The organism is Streptomyces sp. AK08-02, assembly GCF_033795085.1.
GTDB lineage: Bacteria > Actinomycetota > Actinomycetes > Streptomycetales > Streptomycetaceae > Streptomyces > Streptomyces echiniscabiei.
In genome coordinates this window covers 24,214-50,055 of record NZ_JARAZV010000021.1, presented here as the reverse complement: position 1 = coordinate 50,055, position 25,842 = coordinate 24,214, and the positions used below count along the sequence as shown (strand labels likewise).

Genomic DNA, 25,842 nt, shown 5'->3' with positions numbered 1-25,842 from the left:
GAACCTCCCGCCCACTCCCGTCCCCGGCCCTTTTCTAGGGCACCTTCCCGATCCCTCCGACCACCCCTTAGCTGAACGATGACCAGGCATGACGACTCGAAACTGGTCCGTGGTGCGCGTGCTGCGGGACCGCGCCGCCGGGCTCTGTCTCGCCGGGGTCGTGGTCTCCGGGTTCGGCACGTCGGCGCTGTGGCTCGCGTCCGGGATCTGGGTCAAGGACCTCACCGGCTCGGACGGCCTGGCCGCGCTCTGTCTGTTCGCCATGTGGGCGCCGAGCCTGGCAGGCCCGCTGCTGGGCACGCTCGCCGACCGAAGCCTCAGAAAGCCGCTCCTGATCTGGACGAACCTGACCCTGGCGACCCTTCTGACGGCTCTGTTCACGGTCGACTCCGCGGACCGCGTGTGGATCCTCTTCGCCGTCCTGTTCGTATACGGCGCGGTGGGCGTCGTCCAGGACGCGGCCGAGCCGGCCCTGGTCGCCACGGTCGTCGACCCAACGTTGCTGGGCGACTTCAACGGCCTGCGCATGACGGCGAACGAGGGCATGAAACTGGTCGCCCCACCGGCCGGTGCGGGCCTCTACGCGGCCTACGGCGGCCCGAGCGTGGCACTCCTGGACGCCGTCACGTTCGTCCTCGCCACGCTCCTGTACGCCTGTCTGCGCGTCCACGAGAGCCCTCCGCAGCCCCCGGTGACCGGCCTGCGCGCCCGGACCGCCGAGGGCGCCGTCTTCCTCTGGCGGCACGACCGGCTGCGCCCGCTCGTCCTGGCGGGCGGCACGACGATGCTCCTGTCGGGCCTGAGCGCCGCCACCCTCTACGCCGTCGTCGAGGGGCTCGGCCACTCCCCCGCGTACGCCGGGCCGCTGTACGTCCTCCAGGGCGCCGGCTCGGTGGCGGTCGGCCTGGCCTCGGGCCCACTGCTGCGCCGCCTCGGGGAGCGCGGGTTCGCGGCGTACGGGATCGTCCTGACCGGCGCGGCCATGGCGCTGCGGGCGGTCCCGGCCGACCTCGCGGTCCTCGGCTCCGGCGTGGCGGCCGGGATGGGCCTGCCGTGCGTGCTGATCGCGGGCCTCACCGCCGTCCAGCGGGAGACGCCCGAGGAACTCCTCGGGCGTACGGCGGCGACCGCCAACACCCTGATGTTCGCGCCCACGGCGATCGGTCTGGCCGTGGGCGCCGCACTGGTCGAACTCGTCGACCACCGGGTGCTGCTCCCGCTGTACGCCCTCGCTCTGCTGCTGACCGCGGTCCCGCTGTTTCAGCGCCGGGCGAGCGCGTCCCGTACCGCGTCCAGGTCGCCGTCCGACGCCAACCCGGCGTGATAGAGCCGCAGTTCGGTGGCTCCGAGCCCGGCCGCGCGCTCCGCGTCCGCCGCGAGCGTGGCCGGGCTGCCGCCCATCCCGGAGACCACGACCAGGTTGGCGGCGAGGACCGCGCCCCGCCGCTCCACCTCGGCGAACGGCGTCAACAGGGCCGCCCCGCCCGTGCACGGCACCACCACTCCGTCCGCGACGGACAGGATGTGCGCGGGGTCCACGCCCGGGTTGGCACCGACGTGGTAGGGCACGGGGTCGGCGTGCAGCAGCACCTGGAAGCCGGCCGGGGCCGCCGCTCGGACCGCCGCGACGGCCAACTCCTGGAGCGTGCGGGCCGTCTTCTCGCGCCACGCCCACGCGCGGGCGGCCCGGTCGTCGCCGAGGGCCTTCTCGACCCCCGCCCAGCCCCCGTGGTCCGGCTCGCCCCGCCACAGTGGCTCCAGGGCCGCGCGTACGGCCGCCGCCAGCTCGTCGGGGTCGAGGCCCTGACCGCCGTACCCGGCCCGGCAGGACGGGCAGAAGCAGAGCGCCATCAGATACTGGCCGGCGTCGCCGAGCCCGATGCCACCGGTCTTGTCGTGGGCGTGCAGATGTGTGAGTCCGTACCAGCCGAGGGACTCCAGTTCCGTACCGCGCGCCCCGGGCCGTACGGCGGCCTCGGCGGCGAGATCGACGAGGTACGCGCGCGTGGCGGGCTGCGCGATACAGGGCGCCCACGGGTAGCGGTCCCCGTAGGCGTTGACCACGGAGGTGTCCGGACGGTCGGCGCCCAGGCGGGAGTTGTGCGCGAGGACGACCCAGGTGTGCACGTCGAGACCCGCCTCGGCGAGGGCGTCGGCGGCCTCGCCGTACGCGTCCCCGGGGGCCCAGGCTCCGGCGGCGTACGGCCGCAGCTCACGGCCCGCCCAGCGCTCGTCCGGCGGGTACAGCACGGCCGCGTGCTCGGCGGTGACGATGCGGTGGCGGGGGTGGCGGGGGGTCAACGCGCGCGTGGAGTGGTACGCGGAGGCCAGGGTCACCTGTTCCACGCCGAGCGCGGCGATCCGCCGGGCGGCGTCGGGGTCGCCGTTGACGTCCCAGGGATAGACGAATGCGGACGCCTTCACACGCTCTCCTCGAACTTGTCGAACTTGCCGAACTCGGAATCGTCGACCGCGGCGCGGTGACGGACGCCCTCGGCCCCCGCACCGCTGCCGGCACCGGACTCGGCGTCGAGCAGCGCGTGACCGCGCTCCACGAGCCCCACGAGCTGCTTCACATGATCCTCGGCCGGCTCGTGCAGCGGCGGCCGGACCTCCCCGACGTCGAGTCCGGTCTGTCGTACGCCGGCCTTGACGAGCGAGACGGCGTATCCACGCCCCCGCGCCCGCAGTTCGACGAACGGCCGGTAGAAGCCGTCCACGAGCCGGTTCGCGGTGACGTCGTCGCCGGTGCCCAGCGCCTTGTGGAAGGCGAGCGCGATCTCGGGCGCGAAGCAGAAGACGGCCGACGAGTAGAGGGTGACGCCGATCCCCCGGTAGGCGAGCTGGGTCAGTTCCGCGGTCGGCAGCCCGTTGAAGTACAGGAAGTCGCCGGGCACCGCCGTGCGGACGGCGCTCACGATCCGCTGCATCAGGTCCAGGTCGCCGAGCCCGTCCTTCAGCCCGATGATCCCCTCGGTGCTTGCCAGTCCGACGACGGTCTCGGGCTTGAACACGGCGTTGTCACGCTGGTAGACGATGACCGGCAGCGCGGTGGCGGCGGCCAGCTCCCGATAGTGGCGCAGCAGCCCCTCCTGCCCGGCCACGACCAGATACGGCGGCATGGCGAGCAGCCCGTCGGCTCCGGCGTCCTGCGCGAGACGCGCGTACCGCACGGCGAGCGCGGTGCCGTATCCGGCACCCGCGACCACGGGTACGCGCCCGGCCGTCGCCTCGACCGCCGCCCGAACACAGTCCTGGAACTCCTCCGGCGTCAGCGCGTGGAACTCCCCGGTGCCGCAGCACGCGAAGACGGCCGCGGCACCCGCCTCCACACCCCGCCGCACATGCGTGCGATACACGTCGAGGTCGAGCGAGCCGTCGGGGCCGTACGCGGTGACGGGGAAGAACAGCGGACCGCTCGGGACGGTGAGTCGGGCGGCGAGGGGGGCTGGCGTCACGGGCTCTCCCTGGACAGGCATTCGTGCACGCTTCTGATTCATGTCTACATTTCTGAACACTTTCACGCTAAGGGCCCACCGCGGGGCGGGTCAAGCCGATCGACACCCGCCCAGAGGCAGAATGCGCAGCTCTGCGCCACACTTGACGGCAGCCGCCACGGCTCCATAGCGTGTCCACGAATGTGAATGCCGTACACGCATACGGCCGCCACATCCCGCCGCACCAGGGAGGTCCCAGGACCCCTCCAGGAGCCCGAAGGAGACCCGAGGATGCCCGCTCCCCGCACCGTCCTGCTCACCGGCGCCGCCGGCGGACTCGGCACCCTGATGCGGGACCTGCTCCCGTCCTACGGCTACGAACTGCGCCTCTTCGACCTGCTCCCCGTCGAGGGCGAGCCGGACGCGATCACCGCAGACCTCACGGACAGGGCGGCGCTGCGCGAGGCCGTGCGAGGCGTCGACGCGATCATCCATCTCGCGGGCATCTCCCTGGAAGCCTCTTTCGACAAGATCCTCAGGGCGAACATCGAGGGCACGTACAACCTGTACGAGGCCGCGCGCGAGGAGGGCGTCTCACGCGTCGTCTTCGCCTCCTCCAACCACGCGGTGGGCTACACCCCCCGACCCCAGGGCACCGATCCGCTGATCCCGGTCGACACCCCGCACCGCCCGGACACCTTCTACGGCCTCTCCAAGGCCTTCGGCGAGGACCTGGCCCAGTTCTACTGGGACAAGCACGGTCTGGAGACCGTCTCCGTCCGCATCGGCTCCTGCTTCTCCGAGCCGACCAGCGTGCGCATGCTGTCGCTGTGGATGAGCCCCGCCGACGGCGCCCGCCTCCTCCACGCGGCCCTGACCGCCGAGGAGGTCGGCCACACCGTCGTCTACGGCTCCTCCGCCAACACCCGCCTGTGGTGGGACCTGGACTCCGCGCGGGCGCTCGGCTACACCCCGCAGGACGACTCCGAGCCGTACGCCGAGAAACTCATCGCCGAACAGGGCGAACTCCAGACCGGCAACGAGGGACACGCCTACCTGGGCGGCCAGTTCGTGACGGACCCGCCGATCTGGCCGTACTGAAGTCCGGTCGAGAGCGCGGACGGGCACCGAACGGGCCGCCCGTTGCCCCATTCGGGCACGCGAACACCCGCTGCCGTACCCCTGGAACGGGCGCGGCAGCGCCCTTCCAGGGGCGCGGGGAACTGCGCGACCAGCCACATCGCACCCTCGGCCGGCACCCAACAGCACCCACCGGGCTCCTGGTCCCCACCCGAACCCGGACCGGCCCGAACGGGCACACGCGGGCACTATCACCCCCGTAACAGACCTGGTCACCCTCCCGCACCCGCTGTAGAACTTCCCCCACAGGCCCGAACGGGCAACGCGGCAGGCAGGCGGGTGACAGACAACATGACCAACACCGCGGAAGACCGCCAGCGGCACATCGTGCGCACCGCCCGCACCACCGGCTCCGTCGACGTGACCACGCTCGCGGGCGAACTCGGCGTGGCCAAGGAGACCGTACGGCGCGATCTGCGCGCCCTGGAGGAACACGGCCTCGTCCGCCGCACCCACGGCGGCGCCTACCCCGTGGAGAGCGCCGGTTTCGAGACGACGCTCGCCTTCCGCGCCACCAGCCACGTGCCCGAGAAGCGCCGGATCGCCGCCGCGGCGGCCGAACTGCTCGGGGACGCCGAAACGGTCTTCGTCGACGAGGGGTTCACCCCCCAGCTCATCGCCGAGGGACTGCCCAGGGACCGGCCGCTGACCGTGGTCACCGCGTCCCTGCCCGTCGCGGGCGCGCTCGCGGAGGCCGAGAACACCTCGGTCCTGCTGCTCGGCGGGCGGGTCCGCCCCGGCACCCTCGCGACGGTCGACCACTGGACGACGAAGATGCTGGCCGGCTTCGTCCTGGACCTGGCCTACATCGGCGCCAACGGCATCTCCCGAGAACACGGCCTGACCACGCCCGACCCCGCTGTCAGCGAGGTCAAGGCACAGGCGATCCGGGCCTCGCGGCGCACGGTGTTCGCGGGCGTGCACACCAAGTTCGGGGCGGTCAGCTTCTGCCGCTTCGCCGACATCGGCGACCTGGACACGATCGTCACGAGCACCCTGCTCCCCACGGCGGAAGCACACCGCTACGCCCTGCGAGGCCCGCAGATCATCCGCGTCTGAACCCCCACCCCCCGACTCCCCCACCCCCACACCGCACCACCCCCAATCCATCCCCACTCCCCCCTCCATCGCCACTCCCTGACACCCCTTTCCGGGTACACCACCCCCAGACGTGCCCTTTATGCCCCCATACCTCCAGGAGCGATCCATGCGAACCCCGAGCCGACGGAGGCCACGAGCCACGCTCGCCCTGGCCGCCGCAGGAACGCTGCTCACCCCGCTGCTCTCCGGCTGCTGGGCCGGAGCGGGCGGGTCCGGTTCCGGCGGCGACGCCGTCAACGTCCTGATGGTGAACAACCCGCAGATGGTCGAGCTGCAGAAACTCACCGCGGCCCACTTCACCGAAGAGACCGGCATCAAGGTCAACTTCACGGTCCTGCCCGAGAACGACGTCCGCGACAAGATCAGCCAGGACTTCGCCAACCAGGCGGGCCAGTACGACGTGGCGACCCTCTCCAACTACGAGATACCGATCTACGCCCGCAACGGCTGGCTGCACGAGATGAACACGTACGTCGCGAAGGACAGCGCGTACGACGAACAGGACGTCCTCACGCCGATGCGCCAGTCCCTCACCGGCGACGACCGCAAGCTGTACGGCCAGCCCTTCTACGGCGAGTCGTCCTTCCTGATGTACCGCAAGGACGTGTTCGGGGCGAAGGGCCTCACCATGCCGCCGCACCCCACCTGGACCCAGGTCGCCGACCTGGCGGCGAAGGCCGACGGGGCCGAGCCGGGCATGAAGGGCATCTGTCTGCGCGGACTGCCGGGCTGGGGCGAGGTCATGGCACCCCTCACCACGGTCGTGAACACCTTCGGCGGCACCTGGTTCGACAAGAACTGGAAGGCGAGGCTCGACTCGCCCGAATGGAAGCGGGCGGTGACCTTCTACGTCGACCTCGTACGCGACCACGGCGAGTCCGGCGCACCCCAGTCCGGCTTCGCCGAGTGCCTCAACAACATGACGCAGAGCAAGGTCTCCATGTGGTACGACGCCACCTCCGCGGCCGGCTCCCTGGAGTCGGCGAACTCCCCGGTCAGGGGGAAGATCGGCTACGTCCCCGCCCCCGTCGAGAAGACGGAGTCCTCGGGCTGGCTCTACACCTGGGCCTGGGGCATCCAGAAGGCCTCCCGAAACCCCGACAACGCCTGGAAGTTCGTGTCCTGGGCGTCCAGCAAGCAGTACGAGCAGCTGGTCGGCGACAAGATCGGCTGGTCCAACGTCCCGGCGGGCAAACGCGCGTCGACGTACGAGAACCCCGCCTACCGCCAGGAGGCCGCCGCCTTCCAGGAGACGACGAAGGAGGCCATCGAGGGCGCCCGCCCCGAGGACCCCGGAGTCCAGCCGCGTCCGGCACCCGGAATCCAGTTCGTCGGCATCCCCGAGTTCACCGATCTCGGCACCAGGGTGTCGCAGGAGATCAGCGCGGCCATCGCCGGACGCCAGTCCGTCGAGTCGGCCCTGAGGAAGTCCCAGAAGCTGGCAGAGGAGATCTCCGAGGAGTACGAGGGACGATGACCGCGACCACCACAGCCCCGACAGCCACCGCACCATCCGTACGCGCCCGGCAGCGCACCTCGGGCGACCGGCTGCGCGCCTGGGCCACCCGGGCCCCGCTGCTCCCCGCCCTGATCTTCATGATCGCCGTGACCCAACTCCCGTTCGTGGCCACGCTGGTGATCTCGTTCCTCGACTGGAACGCGCTCTACCCGAAGGCCCGCCGCTTCACCGGCTTCGCCAACTACACGGAGGTCCTGACCGACGCCGACCTGCGTCAATCGGTGTGGACGACGGTCCTGCTCACGGCGGCGGTGGTCCTGGCCAGCCTGGTCCTGGGTCTGGCCCTGGCACTTCTCCTCGACCGCCGGTTCCGCGGCCGGGGCTTCGTCCGCACACTCCTCATCGCCCCCTTCCTGGTGGTCCCGGTGGCGGCGGCCCTGCTCTGGAAGCACGTGCTCTACAACCCCGAATACGGCCTGCTCAACGGCCTGTTGCACTACGTGGGAGGCCCGCAGCCGGACTGGATCTCGAACACCCCGCTGCTCGCGGTGGAGGCGTCGCTGGTCTGGCAGTGGACGCCGTTCATGATGCTGATCCTGCTGGCGGGTCTGCAGAGCCGCGACCAGCAGCAGATCGAGGCGGCGAAGGTGGACGGGGCGAACGACTGGCAGATCTTCCGCCACCTGACCCTCCCCCACCTGCGCCGATACCTGGAACTGGGCGCGTTGCTGGGCTCGATCTACATAGTCCAGAACTTCGACGCGGTCTTCACCATCACATCAGGCGGCCTGGGCACGGCGAACCTCCCCTACACCGTCTACCAGAGCTTCTACCAGGCCCACGAGAACGGCCTCGCCTCCGCGGCCGGTGTCCTGGTGGTCATCGGCTCGATCATCATCGCGACCTTCGCACTGCGCGTGGTGTCGTCCCTGTTCCGCGAGGAGGCGTCCCGAGCATGAGCGCCACGGCGACCGTACGTGAACGTCCCCGCCGCACCCGAGGAACGGGCCTGGGGCTGCTGGCCTGGCTGGCGGGCGTCCTCTTCTTCCTCCCGATCGCGTGGATGGCCCTGACGTCCTTCCACTCGGAGGAGGACGCGGCGACCAACCCCCCGTCCTTCGGAGCCGCGCTGACCCTCGACGGCTACCGCGAGTTCTTCGGCACGGGAGGCGGCGCGAGCCCCTGGCCGTCCCTGATCAACTCGACGGTGGCGTCGCTGACTTCGACCCTCTGCGTCCTGGTCCTCGCGCTCCCCGCGGCCTACGCCCTGTCGATCCGCCCGGTGCGGAAATGGACGGACGTCCTGTTCTTCTTCCTGTCGACGAAGATGCTGCCGGTGGTGGCGGGCCTGCTGCCGATCTACCTGTTCGCGAAGAACACGGACATGCTGGACAACATCTGGTTGCTGGTCATCCTCTACACGTCCATGAACCTGCCGATCGCGGTGTGGATGATGCAGTCGTTCCTCTCCGAGGTTCCGGTGGCGATCATCGAGGCGGCCAGGGTGGACGGGGCGAGGCTGCCCACGGTCCTCACCCGGGTGGTCGCCCCGATAGCCCTCCCGGGCATCGCCGCGACGGCCCTGATCTGCTTCATCTTCAGCTGGAACGAGCTGCTGTTCGCACGAGTGCTGACGGGCGTGGTCGCGGAGACGGCCCCCGTCTTCCTGACCGGCTTCATCACCAGCCAGGGCCTGTTCCTGGCGAAGGTGTGCGCCGCGTCGCTCGTCATCTCCCTGCCGGTGCTCGCCGCGGGATTCGCCGCCCAGGACAAACTGGTCCAGGGCCTGTCACTGGGAGCCGTGAAGTGAAGGCAGCCGTCATCGAGTCCATGGGCAAGGCCGTCGTCACCGAGGTCCCGGACCCGACACCGGGCCCCCGCGAGGTCGTCGTCGAGGTCGCGGCCTGCGGCCTGTGCGGCACCGACCTGCACATCCTCCAGGGCGAGTTCGCCCCCACACTGCCGATCGTGCCGGGGCACGAGTTCGCGGGCGAGGTGGTGGGCGTGGGCACGGCGGTCACGGAACTGTCGCTGGGCGACCGGGTCGCGGTGGACCCCTCCCTCTACTGCCACGAGTGCCGCTACTGCCGCACAGGCCACAACAACCTCTGCGAACGGTGGGCGGCGATCGGCGTGACGACGGCGGGTGGCGCGGCCCAGTACGCGGTCGCCCCCGTCGCCAACTGCGTACGTCTGCCGGAGCACATCCGCACCCAGGACGCGGCGCTGGTGGAGCCCCTGTCGTGCGCGGTACGGGGCTACGACGTCCTGCGCTCGCGTCTCGGCGCCCACGTCCTGATCTACGGCTCGGGCACGATGGGCCTGATGATGCTGGAGCTGGCCAAGCGGACGGGCGCGGCGAGTGTCGACGTGGTCGACATCAACGCGCAACGCCTGTCCACGGCCCAACTGCTCGGCGTGTCCGGATCGGCGACGAGCGCGGACGAGCTGGACCGTCCACAGGGCTGGGACGTCGTCGTGGACGCCACGGGCAACGCGGCGGCGATCCAGGACGGCCTGGACCGGGTCGCGAAGGCGGGCACGTTCCTCCAGTTCGGCGTCGCGGACTACGCGACCAGGGTCACGATCGACCCGTACCGCATCTACAACCAGGAGATCACCATCACCGGCTCGATGGCGGTCCTCCACAGCTTCGAACGCGCGGCGGAGCTGTTCGCGGCGGGTGCGCTGAACCCCGAGGTGTTCATCAGCGACCGCCTGCCGCTGGACCAGTACCCCCAGGCACTGGACCAGTTCGCCTCGGGCGTGGGCCGAAAGATCGTGGTGGTGCCGTAGGGGACATCTCCCACCCACCCGTTCACCGCCTCCGCCCAGCGCGGCCCCGGGTGCCTCACCCTGCCCGGCGTTCGAGGACAGGCCCCTCCCGCCCCACCCATCCCAACCCGCCCGGCACCTTCCCAGCGCCGGCCCGCCGTCCCAGCCCGTCCGGCGTTTGAGGACAAAGCCCCTTCAGGGCCGATGGGGGGTCTGGGGGCGCAGCCCCCAGGAACGGGATGGGACGGGTAGGGGCGGCGGGGGCGAAAAACCCTACGCGGCCCCCATCTCACCCCACCCGAACCAAATGACCCCAAGGTAAGGGAACGGCAAAGCGGGTCCGCTCGTTCACCGGTCATGACAGCTATGACACCCGGCTCGAACATCCCTCTCCCCGTCACCAGAGTGACGGTGGACGTCGCTGCCCCGGTGCGGCTCGACGTATCGAGCCTGCTGCTCACCGCCGACGGCAAGGTGCGCTCCGACGACGACTTCATCTTCTACAACCAGCCGACCGGCCCCGGCGTGACCTACCGCTCCGGCGGCGGCACCAGCCCCGACTCGATCACGGTCGACACCACCGCCGTCCCCCCGGGCATCGAGAAGATCGTCGTCACGGCGAGCCCGGACGCCACGGGCCAGACCTTCCAGGGCATCGAACCGACGGCCACCATCCGCAACGCGGCCGACAACAGCGTCCTCGCCTCGTTCACGCCCCCTCAGCTCGGCACGGAAACCGCCCTGGTGATCGTCGAGATCTACCTCCGCAACGGCGCCTGGAAAGCCCGCGCCGTGGGCCAGGGGTATGCGAACGGCCTGGCAGGCATCGCCACGGACTTCGGCGTGAGCGTGGAGGAACCGGCACCCGCACCGGCACCGACCCCCGCACCGACCGCCCCGCAGGCGACCCCGGTCCAGCCGCAGGCGCCCCAGGCACCCCAGGCACCCCCGACGGCACCCCCCGCTCCGCCCCTCGGCGCCGGAAAGATCAACCTCGACAAGGGCCGCGTAAGCCTCCAGAAGAACCAGACCGTCTCCCTGGTCAAGGGCGGCCGGCCCCTCCTCTCCCAGGTCAAGATGGGCCTCGGCTGGGAGCCGGCGTTCCGGGGCAAGGACATCGACCTGGACGCGTCGGTCATCGCGTACGGCCCGCAGCGCAACCACATCGACAGCTGCTACTTCGGCAAGCTCTCCATCGTGAACGGCGCGATCAAGCACTCCGGCGACAACCTCACGGGCGAGGGCGGGGGCGACGACGAGGTGATCGTGGTCGACCTGGGCCGTCTGCCCCAGGAGGTCACCGGTCTGGTGTTCACGGTGAACTCGTTCTCCGGTCAGAAGTTCACCGAGGTGGCGAAGGCGTACTGCCGTCTCCTGGACGCGGCGACGGGCGAGGAACTGGTCCGCTTCGACCTGACCAGCGCCGAACCGCAGACGGGCGTGATGATGGCCAAGATGATCAAGCAGTTCTCCGGCGAGTGGGAGATGACGGCGATCGGCGACTTCGTGAAGTCCCGCACGGTCAGGGGCATGGTGAAGCCGGCCGCACAGTCGCTGTAACCACCCTCAACCACTCGCCCGCACCACCACACGCCCGTATCACCGCACCACCGCACCACCCGCCGAAGCGGACCGTGGGCAAGACATCAAGCCGTCACCGTCACCGCCAACACGTCACTCCGTCACCTTGACGAAGAACGCGGCGACGTTCCCCACGGTCCGCCGGATCTTCTCCTCCAGAGTGATCGTCTCGTGCAGCCGCGCCCCGGCGCCCGCGTCCCTCCTGCCCCGCACATACAGCGAGCAGCAGAGGTCGCCGCATATGTACGCCCCCACCGAGTTGCCCTGCTTCCCTGCTTTCCCCGCCTTCCGCGCGACCATCAGGGACACGCCTCCGGTGTGCGAGGTCAGGCACATCGAGCACATGCTGCGCCGCGTCTGCCCAAAGGCGGGCGCCGAACTGCGCAGGGCAAGGCCCGCCACCCCGCCGTCCACCTCGGCGACGAGGTAGGCCCGGTCGGGCGCCTGCGGATCTCGCCACCCCAGGAAGTCGAGGTCCTCCCAGGGGCGGTCGGCCAGGTCACGCGGCACGGCCAGACGCTGCGCCTCACCCTTCGTACAGTTCACGAACGCGGCACGGATCTCTTGCTCGGTCAGCGGCTCCATAACAGCAGGCTAATTTGCCTAAACTCTTTAGGCAAACCTATATTCGCCTTGGCCGAACAGCTTCGGCTGAACAGGAGGAGGGTCATGGCACGCGCGGGACTCACCACCGAACGCCTGACCAGAGCCGGAGCGGAACTCGCCGACGAGGTCGGCTTCGACCAGGTGACCGCCTCGGAGCTGGCCCGGCGGTTCGACGTCAAGGTCGCGAGTCTGTACTCGCACATCAAGAACACCCAGGACCTGAGGACCAGGATCGCCCTGCTCGCCCTCGACGAACTCGCCGACCTCGCCGCCGACGCCGTGGCCGGACGGGCCGGCAAGGACGCCCTGACCGCCTTCGCGAACGTCTACCGGGACTACGGCAGGGAACACCCCGGCCGCGCCGCCGCCACCCGGATGAGACTCGACCCCGAGACGGCCGCCGCCGGCGGGGGCGTCCGCCACGCTCAGATGACCCGGGCGATCCTGCGCGGCTACGACCTCAGCGAACCCGACCAGACCCACGCGGTCCGTCTCCTGGGCAGCGTCTTCCACGGTTACTCCAGTCTGGAGTCGTCGGGCGGCTTCAGCCACAGCGCCCCGGACTCGGAGGAGAGCTGGACCAGGATCCTGGACGCCCTCGACGCCCTGCTGCGCAACTGGCCGACCCCTCCCACCCGTTGACCGACAGGCCGAGGACCGACATGCACACCCAGCGCAGCTGGACGACGACCCCGATCACCGCGGACCTGATACGCGGCGCCCTCGACCTGGAGCACACCTCCCACGGCGTGCTCCCCCACCGTCTGCCCGCCCGGGCCCGCGCCCAGTGCACGGACCCCCAACTCGCCGCGGCGGAAGCCCAGCCCTCCGGCGTACGGCTGGTCTTCCGCACCCGGGCGACCTCCGTCGAACTGGACGCGCTGCCCACCAAGCGGGTCTACGCGGGCGCCCCGCCCCGCCCCGACGGCGTGTACGACCTCCTCGTCGACGGCCGGCTGACCGCCCAGTCCTCGGTGACCGGAGGGGGCAACACCCTGACCGTCGACCTGACCGCCGGGACGACGACACACGAACCCGGCCCGCACGGCACCCTCCGCTTCACCGGGCTGCCGGACCGCCTGAAGAACATCGAGATCTGGCTGCCCCACAACGAGACCACCGAACTGGTCGCCCTGCGCACCAACGCCCCGGCCGAACCCGTGGCCGCACGCGACAGGACTCGCGCGGTGTGGCTGCACCACGGCAGCTCGATCAGCCACGGCTCCGACGCCGCGAGCCCCACGGCCATCTGGCCCGCGCTCGCCGCGTCCCTCGGCGGTGTGGAACTGATCAACCTGGGCCTGGCGGGCAGCGCGCTGCTCGACCCGTTCACCGCCCGCGCGATGCGCGACACCCCCGCAGACCTGATCAGCGTCAAGATCGGCATCAATCTGGTCAACACCGACCTGATGCGTCTGCGCGCCTTCGGTCCCGCGGTCCACGGCTTCCTCGACACCGTCCGCGAGGGCCACCCGACCGCACCGCTCCTGCTCGTCTCACCCCTCTACTGCCCCATGCACGAGGACACCCCCGGCCCCACAGCCCTGGACTTCAGCACGATGGGCGCCGGTCAGGTGCGCTTCCAGCCCATGGGCGACCCCGCCGAGCGCGAGGCCGGCAAACTGACCCTCAACGTCATCCGGGAGGAGCTGGCCCGCATCGTCGAGCAGCGGTCGGCGGACGACCCGAACCTCCGCCATCTCGACGGCCGCGTCCTGTACGGCGAGGCCGACTTCGCCGACCTCCCGCTGCCCGACCAGCTCCACCCGGACGCGGCCACCCACCGCCGTATCGGGGAGCGCTTCGCCGAACTCGCCTTCACCGGACCAGAACCACTCCTGCGCTCCTCGGACTCGGCCTTCCGGAGGGACCGGTAGAACCAGTAGAGCCTGTCCATCGCACCGACTAGAACAGCGCACTGTACGCGTTCAGCGCGGGCTGACCGCCCAGGTGCGCGTACAGCACGGTGGACTCCCGCCCGATCTCCCCCCGCGCCACGAGGTCGATCATCCCGGCCATCGACTTGCCCTCGTACACGGGATCGGTGACCATCCCCTCGGTACGGGCGGCGAGCCGCATCGCCTCCAGGGTCGTTTCGTCCGGGATCCCATACGTACCCGCGTGATAGCGCTCGTCCAGCTCGACGTCCGCCTGGGTCAACTCCCGCTTTACACCGATGAGTTGGCCGGTGTTGTGGGCGATCCGCGCGATCTGCTCCTTCGTCCGGGCGGGCGCCGCCGACGCGTCGACGCCGAGCACCCGCCGGGACCGGCCGCCCGCCTCTTCCAGCGCCGCGAATCCGGCGACCATTCCGGCCTGGGTCGACCCGGTCACCGAGCACACCACCACGGTGTCGAAGAAGACCCCCAACTCCCTTTCCTGTTCCGCGACTTCGTACGCCCAACCAGCGAACCCGAGGCCGCCCAGCGGGTGGTCGGAGGCGCCCGCCGGAATCGCGTACGGCTTGCCGCCCCCTTCCTCCACCTCCCGCAGCGCCAGCTCCCAGCTCTCCTTGAACCCGATCCCGAACCCGGCGCGCACCAGCCGCACATCGGCCCCGGCGAGCCGGCTGATCAGGATGTTGCCGACCTTGTCGTAGACGGAGTCGGGCCACTCCACCCAACTCTCCTGCACAAGCACGCACTTGAGCCCGGCGCGGGCGGCACAGGCGGCGACCTGACGGGTGTGGTTGGACTGCACCCCGCCGATCGAGACGAGCGTGTCGCAGCCCTGGGCGAGCGCGTCGGCGACCAGGTACTCCAGTTTGCGCGTCTTGTTGCCGCCGTACGCGACACCGGAGTTGCAGTCCTCGCGCTTGGCCCAGAGGGCGGCGCCGCCGAGATGCGCACTGAGCCGCTCCAACGGGTGCACTGGGGAGGGCCCGAAGAGAAGGGGGTAACGCTCGTACGAGGCAAGGGACATGGGGTTCCTCCCAGGATCAGTCGCTGTCGGCGAGCTCGGCGAGGCCCCGCCAGATCTCCGCGGTGACACGGACCGCTTCGTCCACGTCTCCGGCCGCGCAGGCGTCGAGGAGCCGGTCGTGCAGGCCGGCCGAACGGCAGTTGCCGCCCTCGCCGAAGCGTCGTCGCTCCAGACGGCGGATGAGCGGTGTGTAGCGGGCGGCGGTGGCAGCGGCGGCGCGATTGCCGCTGACCCGCACGAGGACGTCGTGCAACTGGTCGTCGGCGCGCAGAGCGGTCTCCACGTCACCCGCGCGGACCGCCTCCGCGAACCGCTCGTTGGCGGCGCGCATCGTCTCGACGTCCGCGGCGAACAGCCGGGGCACGGCGGCCCGGGTGACCAGCTCGTGCATGGCCCCGACCACGGCCGCCGCGTCCCGCACGTCGGCGGCCACGACCGGCGTCACCTTCGTGTAGCTCTGCGGCTTGCTCTCCAGCAGCCCTTCGTCGACCAGCCGTGCGAACGCCTCACGCACCGGCGCCCGGGACAGCCCGAGCCGCTCGGCGAGCTCGGCGTCACGCACCACCGCACCGGGTTCGATCTCCCCGGCGACGATGGCGTCCCGGATCGCTTCGTACGCGCGATCCCTGAGCAGGGTCCGAGTGACGGGTCGCATGGCATCCACAACTGAAATGTTAGATGTCAGACCGGTCGACACACAAGGGTTTGCTCGGTAGCGCACACAGCGATGTGGCCCGCACCGAAGTACGGGCCACACACCACTCGTCTCGCTGTACTTCGCCTCGCCTCAGACGACCCACGGCCAGTCCGCGTCGCGCGCGCCTTCCAGCAGCGGAATCATCCGGAAGGCCGCGTCGGAGAGCCCCCCGAAAGTGTGCCGGTTGCCCGACCCGGACGGGCCGTGGCCCGCCTGGTACCCGGCGAGGTTCCAGGTGTAGACCGGCACGTCGGCCGGCACCTGCTCGGTCGGGTCGCCGTGCACACTGTGGGCGTACTGCTCGTCCGTGACGATCACCACCCGGTCGTGCCCGCGGTAGTGGCGCCGGACCGCCGCGGTCGTGTCGGTGCCGCCCAGGTCGCCGAAGCGGTCCAGGATCCTCAGCACCGACTCACCCCCGCGGTACGACAGGCGCTTGCTCGACGTACCGAACTCGACCAGATCCGCGCCCGCCGCCCGCAGCGCGAGCGCCGAGCCGAAGATCGCCGCCGCGTCGGCCCGGGTGAGTTCCGAACGGTCGGACAGCCGGGAGAAGAACATCGAGCCCGAGCGGTCGACGAGGACGAGCGTCCGCCCGTCCAGAGCCGGCACATTGGCCAGCGAGTGTCCGAGCGCCTGCTCCAGCGGGTACGACCAGCGCAGCGAGGGCGCGTGCCGGTACGCGGCGAGGTACCGGAAGGGGAACTGCCGCGAGCGCGCGACCTCGGCCGGGTCGCTGATCCTGGCGGCGACCCACGCCGCGACCTCGTCGCTCACCCCCGCCTCGTCGAAGTTCCGCAGGTTTCGCACCAACGCCATCGCGCCCATGGACGGGATGACCGCCTCCCAGGCCGCCTTGTCCATCGGGCCCTGCAGCCAGCCCGCCAGCGCCTCCCAGGTCATGCCCGCGTCCGCGAGCCGCCCCGCTCCGCCCGCTCCGGTCACGACCTTGCGTCGCTTTGCGGGCCGCAGCGCCATCAGGTCACGGTGTGCGGTGAGCACGGGCAGCGACTTGGGGACGACGGCCGTGTCCGGGTTGTGGCGCCGGTCCAGCGCGTACTGGAACAGCTCGCCCTGCCACGGCTTGTCCGGGTCCGGCGCCGCGTGCACCAGATTGAGGATGTCGCCGAAGCGGTAGCCCTTGGACGCGGTGTCGTACTTCAGCAGCGACTTGCCGCTGTAGAGCCGCCGTACGGCGTCGGCGACGCCACGCTTGACGGGCTTGGGGATGTTGCGGCCGTACCGGGAGGTCCAGTAGGCGAGCAGTTCGCCGGGCTCGTCCGGGCGGCGCAGTACGGAGTCGATGACCTGACGGTTGGTGGGACCGTCGGTGGCGTTCGCGTCGAGGCGTGCCTTCACGTACTCGGCGGCACCCACGATGGCGGCCGTACGCAGGTTGCCGTCGCCGCGCAGCCAGCCGAGCAGTCCGGCCGTCCACGCCGGGTCGGTGACTGCGAGCCGGCGGACGAGCGCGGCGAACCGGTCGTCGCGGTCCTCGCCGCTCTCGTAGAAGGTCTTCTGCGCCACGAAGTTGGCGATCGACAGCAGGAAGAGTTCAGAACGCTCGTCCCGCTCACGGCCGCGGCCCCCCTGGTGGGTACGGAGCACCCGCCCCGTCGAGGTGACCCGCGAGGTGGGCCGCGCCTTGGCGGCCTTGGTGTTGAATCGCGCCATGATGAATTCCCCCCATTCGCCAGCACTTCGTGCGTGGAAAGGCTTTTTTGGAGGGAGGCGCGGCAATAGGAGGATGCCCGAGATCGAGATCGGCGACGGTCGCTTATAAACTGGCGCGTCTTCCGTTCCGCCACACCGACCCGAGGTCGATGACGGGATTCGAACCCGCATGAGGAGCTGTCCCCACCAGTTCCCGAAGTATCCGCTGCCTTCGCACCGGGCACCCACCATTTGCCGCACCTCCCCGAGATCGAATCGCGCACCGGGAGGTGCCTGAAGTTGTAGGTGTCCAGAGATCGAAGCCGGCGGAACCGACGTAGGCGCTCTAACCCCTGAGCTACACCGGCACGTTGTACCGGTGACGGGACTCGAACCCGCGGCCGCCCCATTATGAGTGGAAGTAGGTCCTGCCTTCGCACCTGGACGTTCATCACTCTAGGAGGCGTACCGCGGGCCGAGCGACCCAATTAATTATCCGCGCTTCTGCCGCTTCCAGGGCCCGGTGATCGCCAGCATGATCCCCGGCGTCTGAATGTTGGCGTACAGCGTCTTTCCGTCGGGCGAGAAGGTCACACCGGTGAACTCGCTGTATTCGGGCGCCTCTTCGGTGCCGGCGTTGAGTTCATTGCGGGCGATCGGGTACGTACGTCCGCTGTCCGTCGCGCCGAACAGGTGCTGCACGCCTTCGCCGTCCTCGGCGATGACCAGGCCGCCGTACGGGGACACGGTGATGTTGTCGGGGCCGTCGAAGGCGCCGTCGGCCGACGGGTCGGGGTTCACGCCCAGCAGGACCTTCAGGGTGAGGGTGCGGCGCTTGGGGTCGTAGAACCAGACCTGGCCGTCGTGCTGTACGGGGCTCTCGGAGCGGGCGTACGACGAGACGATGTAGGTGCCGCCGTCGCCCCACCACATGCCCTCGAGCTTGCGGGCCCGGGTGATCTCCCCGGCGCCGAACTGCTTGCGCACGTCGACGGTCCTGGCATCGCGGTCGGGTACGTCGACCCAGTCGACGCCGTAGACCGTGCCGATCTTCGTGGCGCGGGAGAGGTCGTCGACGAACTTGCCTGTGGAGTCGAAGCACTTGGGCGCCTGGAGGGTGCCCGCGGTGTCGGAGAGGGTGCGGAGGTTGCCGTGGCCGTGGTGGCAGGTCCGCGGCGGGGTCCAGCGGTAGAGAAGGCCGTTGGGAGACGCGGCGTCCTCGGTGAGGTAGGCGTCGCCGCGCTTGGGGTCGATGACGACGGCCTCATGGTTGTAACGCCCGAAGAACTTCAGGGGCTTGGGGTTCCGGTTGGCGCGCTTGTCGGAGGGGTCGACCTCGAAGACGTACCCGTGGTCCTTGGTCATGCCGTTGACGCCGGCGCGGTCGGAGTTCTCCTCGCAGGTGAGCCAGGTACCCCAAGGGGTGCTGCCGCCCGCGCAGTTGGTGGAGGTACCGGCGATGCCCACCCACTCGGCGACCTGGCCGCCGGGACGCACCTCGACGACCGTGCAGCCGCCGGACGCGGCGGGGTCGTAGACGAGGCCCTCGGTGAGCGGCACCGGGTACTTCCAGTCGGCGCGCGGGCCCTTCAACTCGTGGTTGTTGACGAGGAGGGTGGTGCCGCGCGGGCCCGCGAAGGCGGCGGTGCCGTCATGGTTGGACGGGGTGATCTCGCCGGACTCCAGCGTGGTCTTCCCGCTGTGGGTGATCACCCGGTACGAGAACCCGGCGGGCAGCGCCAGCAGGCCCTTGGGGTCGGGCAGCAGCGGGCCGTAGCCGACTCCGTGGTGCCGGTCCGCCGATTCCCCGTCCGCACTCCCGGTCTCCGTGGACGCGAGGGCGTTCGGCGCGGTGGCAAGAGCACCAACGGTCCCGGCCAGCACAACCCCGGCCGAGCTGATCGCGGACTGTCTACCGAAGTCCCTACGGGTGAGCGCCATGACGTCTCCTATGACGATGAACCTGCCGTGACCGCCACGTTCCCGCCCACGCCTGAACGGAAGCTGAACGGAAGCCGACGTCACGGAGGCAGCTGCCCCGAAGGGGCACTGCCGAGGGGCGCGGGGAACTGCGCGACAAGCCACAACGCACCCGCAGCCGGGGTCGGACAGCACCACCCCCCACAGAATCCGCCCCGCTCAACCCCCTTGCTGCGACCGCGCCTTGAACGCCGCCTTACGCGCCTCCTTGGCCACCCGCTTGTCCGGATGCAACCGCCCCATCGCCTCCAGCACATCCGCCGTAGCCGGATGTTCCACCCGCCAGGCCGCCTCGAAGAAACCGCCGTGCTGCTGGGCCAGCCCCTCGACCAGCCCGAGCAGCTCCGCCGAGTTGCCCTCGGCCGCGAGCTGCGCGGCCACCGTGTCGATGGTCAGCCAGAAGACCATCGCCTCGGACGGCGCCGGCACGTCCGGCGCGCCCTGCTCGCTGAGCCAGACCCGGGCGAGGCCACCCAGTTCGGCGTCGTCGAGGACCTCGCGCAGCGCGGGTTCGGCCTCGGCGCCGACGAGGGACAGCGCCTGCTGGCAGCGCAGCCGCCGTAGCGGCGCACCGGCGTCGCCGCCCCGGGCCGCCGCGAGCAACTCCCTTGCCGCACCAAGGGGTTCGCGGCGGGTCAGCCACTGTTCGGTCTCGGCCCGCGCGGCCGTCGCGGGGAAGGCCGCCGTGCCGTCGAGCAGCGCGTCCGCGCCCTTGTCGGCGAGGTCACCGACGGCGGGCGCCGCGAAGCCGGCCTCCAGGAGCCGGGCGCGTACGCCGTACAGGCCGAGCGGGGTCAGCCGCACCATGCCGTAGCGGGAGACGTCGGTGTCGTCGCCCGTCGGCGTGCCCTCGGTGGGGTCGTCGATGTCCGCCATGAGCGCCTCGTCGACGGGCTGGTAGGCGACGAGCCCGATGGGTTCGAGCAGCCTGAACTGGTCGTCGAGGCGCATCATCATGTCCGAGACCTGCTCCAGGACGTCGTTGGTGGGCTCCCCCATGTCGCTCGGTACGACCATCGACGCGGCCAGCGCCGGCAGCGGCACCGGGCCGTCGGCGGGCCCGGCCTCGCTGACGCTCAGCAGGTACAGGTTGGCGAGCACACCGTCGAGGAAGTCGGCATCCGCCTCGGGGTCCCAGTCCAGCTGGGAGAAGTCGACCTCGGCGCTGTCGTCCATGGCGTCGACGAGATCGTCGAGGTCGGGCACGCTCGCGTCGGCGAGGACGGTCTCCAGTGCCCCGAGCCATACCGCGAGCACCTCGTGCGGTGCCCCGGAGGTGAGCAGCGTCAGGTCCTCGCCGACGGTGACGGTGCCCTCGTCCTCGTCGACGACCTCGACGAGCCCGGCGTCCACGGCGACCCGCCAGGCCTCACCGGCGTACGCGAGCGCGTCCTCTACGTCCGCCCCACCGGCGGCTTCGCCCTCGATCAGGCCCAGGGCCCGTGCCGCCGCGGCCAGTTGCTCCTGGACCAGTTCGCCGCCGGCCCCGACCCTGGTGTCCGGTCCGGCCCAGCGGGCGAGCCGGGCGGCGCGGGACACCAGCGGGGCGGCGAGCGCGTCCCGCGCCAGTTCCGCTTCGGAGTGCAGTCGCACCGGCGGCAGGGGGGAGCTGTCTGACATCGGCTGTTTTCTCCTCAGGCGCCCGAAAGGCCGTACCACGGCACCCGGATGCGCCCGGAGTCCGACGACGGCGTCTGACGACCGTACGACGTTGCGTTGAAGGCCGTACGACTCAGCCGCTCAGCCTAGACGGATTTGGCACCATGCCGCCCGGTTCATGAACCTGTCAGAGCTGGTACATGGCTGAAACCTTGACAAGTGGCGTGACCAGGCAGGAGATTGACGCGCGTAGAAGTCGAGGGGACGCCGGGCCACCGCATCGCCTCGCCTTCCGCCAGGTTCTATCGTGTTCACTGTTCTCCCAAGCCGGGCGTTCACTGCCGATCGCCCGGTGGCCGAGCCTTCGGTGCGAAGCCTTTCGCACCGGGAGTTCACCCGATGTCTACGCGCGTCGCCAGCCGCCCTGCAGCTCGCGTTCCCCCCACGGCACCACCCTTAGCTTCTTCGTCCCGGCACCCATGTCTGTCCCCGGAGGGATCCCGTTGCCGAGCAAGTCTTCCGCGCGCCTCGGCGCGCTCACTGTCGCCGCCGTCTGTTCCACGCTCGCCACCCTGGTGGTGCTGCCGTCGACCGCTCACGCCGACACCGTGCGTATTCATGACATCCAGGGCACCACGCGCCTGTCCCCGCTCGCGGGCCAGAAGGTCACGGACGTGGCGGGAATCGTCACCGGTGTCCGTACCTACGGTTCGTCGCGCGGGTTCTGGATCCAGGACACGACCCCGGACGCCGACCCGGCCACCAGCGAGGGCGTCTTCGTCTTCACCAGCTCGAAGCCGACCGTCGCGGTCGGCGACTCGGTCACCGTCACCGGCACGGTCTCCGAGTTCGTGCCGGGCGGTGCCGCGTCCGGCAACCAGTCGGTGACGGAGATCGTCAAGCCGACGGTCACCGTCGTCTCCAGCGGCAACGCGGTCCCGGCCCCGGTCGTCGTCGACGCCCGGTCCGTACCGGCCGTCTACACCCCGGCCGGCGACACCGCCGCGAGCGGTTCGGTGAACGCGCTGACGCTGCGTCCCAAGAAGTACGCCCTGGACTACTACGAGTCCCTTGAGGGCATGAACGTCCAGGTCAAGAACGCCCGCGTGGTCACCGCCACCGACCCGTACACCGAGCTGTGGGTCACGGTGAAGCCGGACGAGAACGACAACCGGCGCGGCGGCACGGTGTACGGCGCGTACACCTCGCAGAACACCGGCCGGCTCCAGATCCAGTCGCTGGGCGCGGTCGCCGACTTCCCGACCGCGAACGTCGGTGACAGCCTCAAGGGCGCCACGACCGGCCCGCTGGACTACAACCAGTTCGGTGGCTACACGCTCGTCGCCAACGAGCTCGGCACCCTCAAGCAGGGCGGCCTGAAGCGCGAGACGACCCGCAAGCAGTCGCGCGGTGAGCTGGCGGTGGCGACGTACAACGTCGAGAACCTCGACCCGTCGGACAACACCTTCGCCGCGCACGCCGCCGCGATCGTGAACAACCTGCAGTCGCCCGACATCCTGTCCCTGGAGGAGATCCAGGACAACAACGGCGCGACGAAGGACGGTACGGTCGCCGCCGACCAGACGGTCAAGAAGCTGGTCGACGCGATCGTGGCGGCAGGCGGCCCGGCGTACGAGTCGCGCTCCATCGACCCGGTGGACCTCGCGGACGGCGGCGAGCCCGGCGGCAACATCCGTCAGGTGTTCCTGTTCAACCCGGCGCGCGTCTCCTTCACCGACCGGCCGGGCGGCGACGCCACGACCGCCGTCGGTGTCACCAAGGACCACGGCAAGGCGGCCCTGACCCTCTCGCCGGGCCGAATAGACCCGACGAACGTGGCCTGGACGAACAGCCGCAAGCCGCTCGCGGGCGAGTTCGTCTTCCGTGGCAAGACCGTCATCCTGATCGCCAACCACTTCGCCTCGAAGGGCGGCGACCAGGGTCTCACCTCGCAGTTCCAGCCCCCGGCGCGCAGCTCGGAGACCCAGCGTCACCTCCAGGCGACCGCGGTGAACACGTTCGTCAAGGACATCCTGAAGGTCCAGAAGAACGCGGACGTGATCACGCTCGGCGACATCAACGACTTCGAGTTCTCCGACACCGCCAAGCTGCTCGAAGGCGACGGCGAACTGTGGTCGGCGATCAAGTCGCTGCCGAAGAGCGAGCGTTACACCTACGACTACCAGGGCAACAGCCAGGTCCTGGACCAGATCCTGGTCAGCCCGTCGATCAGCCGCAGCTGCGACTTCGACTACGACTCCGTGCACATCAACTCGGAGTTCAACGACCAGATCAGCGACCACGACCCGCAGGTGCTGCGCTTCCAGCCGTAACGGTGAAGGCGAACAGTCAACAACCCCTCTGGATCAGGGCTGGTCGAACACACCGTTCAGCCAGCCCTGCCAGGCGGTCTCGCACTCCTTGATGTCCGCGCCCGGCGTGAAGTCGTGCAGGGAGATGCCGACCGGGTGGCCCCAGTGGTTGCGCCCGAAGATGCGGGTGAGCCCCCGGTCGGTGCGCAGCCCGATGAAGTAGTCGTCGCGGAAGTCGACCACGGCCTCGAACTGGTCAGGCCCCTGGACCGTCACCCGCGAACCGACCGGCACGTCCTCTCCGACCCCGAGCGCCCGCCCGACGGCGGCGAGGGCGTCGGCGGCCTTGGACGCCTCGGGCCCGTCGAACGTGGCGAAGGCGACAGGCCGGGGCGCGAAGTGGGTCAGGTACTCGCGCAGGGTGTGCAGATAGAAGTCGGTGTGCCGGGCAGCGCCGTCGTACTGGTTGTCCCAGTCGTCGACGAAGATGCCACTGTGCACGTACCGCACCCAGGCCCGGCGGCCGTCGTCACGCGGCTCGACCGTGTAGTCGAGCTGGTTGAGGGTCTGCTCGGAGATGCCGTCGACGTTCTCGACGCGGTTGGTGTAGCGGTGCGGCGGATCCCAGGCGATGACCTTGGACCCGAAGGGCCCCCGGCCGCCGACGTGCGGCTCCGGCGGCTCCATCGGCCACAGATATCCTCCGGTCCCCGTGGTGAACGCCTCCCACACCTCCTCCGGACTGGCGTCGACCTCGAACTCACGAGCGATCTCGAATTCCCTGGAAACTTCCTCGGACATGGCGCTCACTCCTGGATTTCCGCAGTGCCTGTGCTGTCCACAGTGCCTGTGCTGTCTACGATTTCGGTGATATCCACGCTGCCGGTGGCGTCCCCGGTGTCCGTCGTACCGGAAGTCGGCTCACCGGCCTGGGGTTTGACCGTCGGATGCACGGCCACGACGATCCGGTGATCGCGCCCACCCTCGACGCCGGGCGAGTCGTACTTGCGCACCAGCGCGCTGACGCCTGCCGTCAACTCCTCGATGAACGCGGCCCGGTCGACGGCGGAGGCGAACCGCACCTCGCCGTCGAGCGCATAGGTGGCGAGCCGCTTACGGGCCCGGGCGGCCCCGGTGACCAGTGTGCCGACGTCCCGCACCAGCCGCGCACCGACCGCCAGCAGCCAGCGCGCGGAGAGCTGATCCCGGAACCGGTCGGGATCGGGCTGTACGGCCGCCAGGGCGAGCGGTGAGATGACGTACGACGCGGCGGTCGCCCGCATCAGTCGCTCGTTGACATTGCCCTTGCGACGCTCCCCGGCCAACTCGACCAGCCCGTGCCGCTCCAGCGCCTTGAGGTGGTAGTTCACCTTCTGCCGGGGCAGCCCGACCTTTCCGGCCAGCATGGCGGCCGAGGCGGGCCCGGCGGCCAGCTCGGCGAGCAGCCGGCCCCGTATGGGGTCCAGCGAGGCGGCGGCGGCCGCCGGGTCCTCGATCACGGTGACGTCCAGCATGGCTCCACCGTCCCACCGAAAACTTTTTTTGTCCAGGAGAGAAAATTATTCGGCAAGCATTTTTTCACAACACTGAAGCATCGCTTACGTGCACTCGGTAAGAAAATTAAGTGGAGCTTCACAGACACCTTGCCGAGACTGGTCGTATGACGACACCACCCACGCCGCCTCCTCCCCCGTTCGGCCGCGCCCTGTGCGCGATGGTCACCCCCTTCACCGCCGAGGGGGCCCTGGACCTCGACGGTGCACAGCGGCTCGCCGACCGGCTGGTGACCGGGGGCTGCGACGGCCTCGTCCTGTCCGGCACGACGGGCGAGTCCCCGACCACGACGGACGCGGAGAAGTCGGCGCTGGTACGGGCGGTGCGGGAGGCGGTCGACGGACGGGCGTCGGTCGTGGCGGGCGTCGGCACCCCGGACACCCTGCACTCCGTCGAACTGGCGCGGGCGGCCGAGAAGTCGGGCGCGGACGGCCTGTTGGCGGTCGCGCCGTACTACAGCAGGCCCCCGCAGGACGCCGTCGAGGCCCACTTCCAGGAGCTGGCGGACGCCACCGCCCTGCCCCTGATGCTGTACGACATCCCAGGCCGCACCGGTGTCCGCATCGCCCCGGAGACGATGATCCGCCTCGCCGCCCACCCGAGGATCGTCGCCGTCAAGGACTGCGCGTACGACCTGATGGGCACTCAGCAGGTGCTGTCCCGGACCGACTTGGCGATCCACACGGGCTGCGACGAGTACGTACTGGCGCTGTACGCGCTGGGCGGCGCCGGATACGTCAGCACCGTGGCGAATGTGATCCCCCGTCACTTCCGCTCGATCATCGACGCGTTCGACGCGGGCCGGACCACCGAGGCCGCCCGCCTCCAGCAACGGGCGCTGCCGCTCACCGAGTTGATGATGGCATCCGGCCTGCCCGGGGCGGTCACGGCCAAGGCACTGCTCGGCGGGCTGGGCCTGCCCTCGGGTCCGGTACGGGCCCCGCTGCGGCCGGCCGGCCGGGAGGCGACGGACGAGCTGCTGGCGGCGTACGAGGACGTGCGGGACATGACGTAGGGCACGGCGAC

General features: G+C 70.2%; 22 protein-coding genes. 12 read left to right on the top strand and 10 right to left on the bottom strand.

The window, feature by feature from the left end:
* Nucleotides 1-88 precede the first annotated feature (88 nt).
* A complete protein-coding gene (locus tag PV734_RS36980; RefSeq protein ID WP_319093775.1) occupies nt 89-1,324 on the top strand; it encodes an MFS transporter in 1,236 nt (411 codons plus the stop codon).
* On the opposite strand, the gene PV734_RS36975 is transcribed toward PV734_RS36980, so the two are convergent.
* The gene (locus PV734_RS36975; protein WP_319293787.1) at nt 1,261-2,424 is read right to left on the bottom strand and encodes a hypothetical protein; all 1,164 of its coding nucleotides are present in this window, start codon (nt 2,422-2,424) and stop codon (nt 1,261-1,263) included. The genes PV734_RS36980 and PV734_RS36975 overlap by 64 nt on opposite strands.
* The gene (locus PV734_RS36970) at nt 2,421-3,458 is read right to left on the bottom strand and encodes a 5-dehydro-4-deoxyglucarate dehydratase (protein WP_319293785.1); all 1,038 of its coding nucleotides are present in this window, start codon (nt 3,456-3,458) and stop codon (nt 2,421-2,423) included. Before PV734_RS36970 ends, PV734_RS36975 begins: the two co-directional genes overlap by 4 nt.
* A 270-nt stretch (nt 3,459-3,728) precedes the next feature.
* On the opposite strand from PV734_RS36970, the gene PV734_RS36965 reads away from it, so the two are divergent.
* The 7 genes from PV734_RS36965 (at nt 3,729) to PV734_RS36935 (ending at nt 11,472) form a co-directional block, all read left to right on the top strand.
* Nucleotides 3,729-4,538 carry an NAD(P)-dependent oxidoreductase gene (locus PV734_RS36965; RefSeq protein ID WP_319093772.1) on the top strand — a complete coding sequence of 270 codons (810 nt, stop codon included), beginning with the start codon at nt 3,729-3,731 and terminating at the stop codon, nt 4,536-4,538.
* Between the two features lie 330 nt (nt 4,539-4,868).
* On the top strand, nt 4,869-5,636 hold the full coding sequence (locus PV734_RS36960; protein WP_319093771.1) for a DeoR/GlpR family DNA-binding transcription regulator: 768 nt from the start codon (nt 4,869-4,871) through the stop codon (nt 5,634-5,636).
* A gap of 148 nt (nt 5,637-5,784) precedes the next feature.
* Complete coding sequence (locus PV734_RS36955; RefSeq protein ID WP_319093770.1) at nt 5,785-7,155, top strand: sugar ABC transporter substrate-binding protein; 1,371 nt, start codon at nt 5,785-5,787, stop codon at nt 7,153-7,155.
* Nucleotides 7,152-8,096, top strand: a complete 945-nt coding sequence (locus PV734_RS36950) for a sugar ABC transporter permease (protein ID WP_319293783.1) — start codon at nt 7,152-7,154, stop codon at nt 8,094-8,096. Before PV734_RS36955 ends, PV734_RS36950 begins: the two co-directional genes overlap by 4 nt.
* Nucleotides 8,093-8,947, top strand: coding sequence for a carbohydrate ABC transporter permease (locus tag PV734_RS36945; protein WP_319093768.1), 855 nt, complete (start codon nt 8,093-8,095; stop codon nt 8,945-8,947). Before PV734_RS36950 ends, PV734_RS36945 begins: the two co-directional genes overlap by 4 nt.
* Complete coding sequence (locus tag PV734_RS36940; protein ID WP_319093767.1) at nt 8,944-9,933, top strand: zinc-dependent alcohol dehydrogenase family protein; 990 nt, start codon at nt 8,944-8,946, stop codon at nt 9,931-9,933. Before PV734_RS36945 ends, PV734_RS36940 begins: the two co-directional genes overlap by 4 nt.
* A 345-nt stretch (nt 9,934-10,278) precedes the next feature.
* Nucleotides 10,279-11,472, top strand: a complete 1,194-nt coding sequence (locus tag PV734_RS36935; RefSeq protein ID WP_319093903.1) for a TerD family protein — start codon at nt 10,279-10,281, stop codon at nt 11,470-11,472.
* Between the two features lie 114 nt (nt 11,473-11,586).
* Here PV734_RS36935 and PV734_RS36930 read toward each other — a convergent pair whose 3' ends face one another.
* Nucleotides 11,587-12,078: an FBP domain-containing protein gene (locus PV734_RS36930; protein WP_319093766.1), complete on the bottom strand. Its 492-nt coding sequence runs from the start codon at nt 12,076-12,078 to the stop codon at nt 11,587-11,589.
* An 84-nt stretch (nt 12,079-12,162) separates the two neighbouring features.
* Between PV734_RS36930 and PV734_RS36925 the strand changes: the two genes are divergently transcribed.
* Nucleotides 12,163-12,741 (top strand): TetR/AcrR family transcriptional regulator, encoded by a 579-nt coding sequence (locus PV734_RS36925; RefSeq protein ID WP_319093765.1) that lies wholly within the window; start codon nt 12,163-12,165, stop codon nt 12,739-12,741.
* A gap of 20 nt (nt 12,742-12,761) precedes the next feature.
* Entirely contained in the window at nt 12,762-13,976 is a 1,215-nt protein-coding gene (locus PV734_RS36920; RefSeq protein ID WP_319093764.1) for a GDSL-type esterase/lipase family protein, read from the top strand.
* 28 nt (nt 13,977-14,004) lie between these two features.
* On the opposite strand, the gene PV734_RS36915 is transcribed toward PV734_RS36920, so the two are convergent.
* The 5 genes from PV734_RS36915 to PV734_RS36895 all read right to left on the bottom strand — a co-directional run bounded on the left by PV734_RS36915 (nt 14,005) and on the right by PV734_RS36895 (nt 20,971).
* Nucleotides 14,005-15,021, bottom strand: a complete 1,017-nt coding sequence (locus tag PV734_RS36915; RefSeq protein ID WP_319093763.1) for a 1-aminocyclopropane-1-carboxylate deaminase — start codon at nt 15,019-15,021, stop codon at nt 14,005-14,007.
* Between the two features lie 16 nt (nt 15,022-15,037).
* Entirely contained in the window at nt 15,038-15,685 is a 648-nt protein-coding gene (locus tag PV734_RS36910) for a GntR family transcriptional regulator (protein ID WP_319093762.1), read from the bottom strand.
* A 123-nt stretch (nt 15,686-15,808) separates the two neighbouring features.
* Nucleotides 15,809-17,392, bottom strand: coding sequence for a TROVE domain-containing protein (locus tag PV734_RS36905; RefSeq protein WP_319093761.1), 1,584 nt, complete (start codon nt 17,390-17,392; stop codon nt 15,809-15,811).
* Nucleotides 17,393-17,863: 471 nt separating this feature from the next.
* Nucleotides 17,864-19,312, bottom strand: a complete 1,449-nt coding sequence (locus PV734_RS36900) for an alkaline phosphatase PhoX (protein WP_319293781.1) — start codon at nt 19,310-19,312, stop codon at nt 17,864-17,866.
* A 198-nt stretch (nt 19,313-19,510) separates the two neighbouring features.
* Entirely contained in the window at nt 19,511-20,971 is a 1,461-nt protein-coding gene (locus PV734_RS36895; RefSeq protein ID WP_319093759.1) for a hypothetical protein, read from the bottom strand.
* 482 nt (nt 20,972-21,453) lie between these two features.
* Between PV734_RS36895 and PV734_RS36890 the strand changes: the two genes are divergently transcribed.
* Complete coding sequence (locus PV734_RS36890; protein ID WP_319093757.1) at nt 21,454-23,283, top strand: endonuclease/exonuclease/phosphatase family protein; 1,830 nt, start codon at nt 21,454-21,456, stop codon at nt 23,281-23,283.
* A 33-nt stretch (nt 23,284-23,316) separates the two neighbouring features.
* Here PV734_RS36890 and PV734_RS36885 read toward each other — a convergent pair whose 3' ends face one another.
* Entirely contained in the window at nt 23,317-24,063 is a 747-nt protein-coding gene (locus PV734_RS36885; protein ID WP_319093755.1) for an SRPBCC domain-containing protein, read from the bottom strand.
* A gap of 5 nt (nt 24,064-24,068) precedes the next feature.
* Nucleotides 24,069-24,776 carry a winged helix-turn-helix domain-containing protein gene (locus tag PV734_RS36880; protein WP_319093754.1) on the bottom strand — a complete coding sequence of 236 codons (708 nt, stop codon included), beginning with the start codon at nt 24,774-24,776 and terminating at the stop codon, nt 24,069-24,071.
* 146 nt (nt 24,777-24,922) lie between these two features.
* Between PV734_RS36880 and dapA the strand changes: the two genes are divergently transcribed.
* Entirely contained in the window at nt 24,923-25,831 is a 909-nt protein-coding gene (dapA, locus tag PV734_RS36875) for a 4-hydroxy-tetrahydrodipicolinate synthase (RefSeq protein WP_319093753.1), read from the top strand.
* The last annotated feature ends 11 nt before the right edge of the window (nt 25,832-25,842 follow it).

Coding starts and splice junctions, on each gene's coding strand:
- PV734_RS36980 (WP_319093775.1), top strand. CDS start 89: ATGACGACTCGAAACTGGTCCGTGGTGCGCGTGCTGCGGGACCGCGCC.
- PV734_RS36965 (WP_319093772.1), top strand. CDS start 3,729: ATGCCCGCTCCCCGCACCGTCCTGCTCACCGGCGCCGCCGGCGGACTC.
- PV734_RS36960 (WP_319093771.1), top strand. CDS start 4,869: ATGACCAACACCGCGGAAGACCGCCAGCGGCACATCGTGCGCACCGCC.
- PV734_RS36955 (WP_319093770.1), top strand. CDS start 5,785: ATGCGAACCCCGAGCCGACGGAGGCCACGAGCCACGCTCGCCCTGGCC.
- PV734_RS36950 (WP_319293783.1), top strand. CDS start 7,152: ATGACCGCGACCACCACAGCCCCGACAGCCACCGCACCATCCGTACGC.
- PV734_RS36945 (WP_319093768.1), top strand. CDS start 8,093: ATGAGCGCCACGGCGACCGTACGTGAACGTCCCCGCCGCACCCGAGGA.
- PV734_RS36935 (WP_319093903.1), top strand. CDS start 10,279: ATGACACCCGGCTCGAACATCCCTCTCCCCGTCACCAGAGTGACGGTG.
- PV734_RS36930 (WP_319093766.1), bottom strand. CDS start 12,078: ATGGAGCCGCTGACCGAGCAAGAGATCCGTGCCGCGTTCGTGAACTGT.
- PV734_RS36925 (WP_319093765.1), top strand. CDS start 12,163: ATGGCACGCGCGGGACTCACCACCGAACGCCTGACCAGAGCCGGAGCG.
- PV734_RS36920 (WP_319093764.1), top strand. CDS start 12,762: ATGCACACCCAGCGCAGCTGGACGACGACCCCGATCACCGCGGACCTG.
- PV734_RS36915 (WP_319093763.1), bottom strand. CDS start 15,021: ATGTCCCTTGCCTCGTACGAGCGTTACCCCCTTCTCTTCGGGCCCTCC.
- PV734_RS36905 (WP_319093761.1), bottom strand. CDS start 17,392: ATGGCGCGATTCAACACCAAGGCCGCCAAGGCGCGGCCCACCTCGCGG.
- PV734_RS36900 (WP_319293781.1), bottom strand. CDS start 19,312: ATGGCGCTCACCCGTAGGGACTTCGGTAGACAGTCCGCGATCAGCTCG.
- PV734_RS36895 (WP_319093759.1), bottom strand. CDS start 20,971: ATGTCAGACAGCTCCCCCCTGCCGCCGGTGCGACTGCACTCCGAAGCG.
- PV734_RS36885 (WP_319093755.1), bottom strand. CDS start 24,063: ATGTCCGAGGAAGTTTCCAGGGAATTCGAGATCGCTCGTGAGTTCGAG.
- PV734_RS36880 (WP_319093754.1), bottom strand. CDS start 24,776: ATGCTGGACGTCACCGTGATCGAGGACCCGGCGGCCGCCGCCGCCTCG.
- dapA (WP_319093753.1), top strand. CDS start 24,923: ATGACGACACCACCCACGCCGCCTCCTCCCCCGTTCGGCCGCGCCCTG.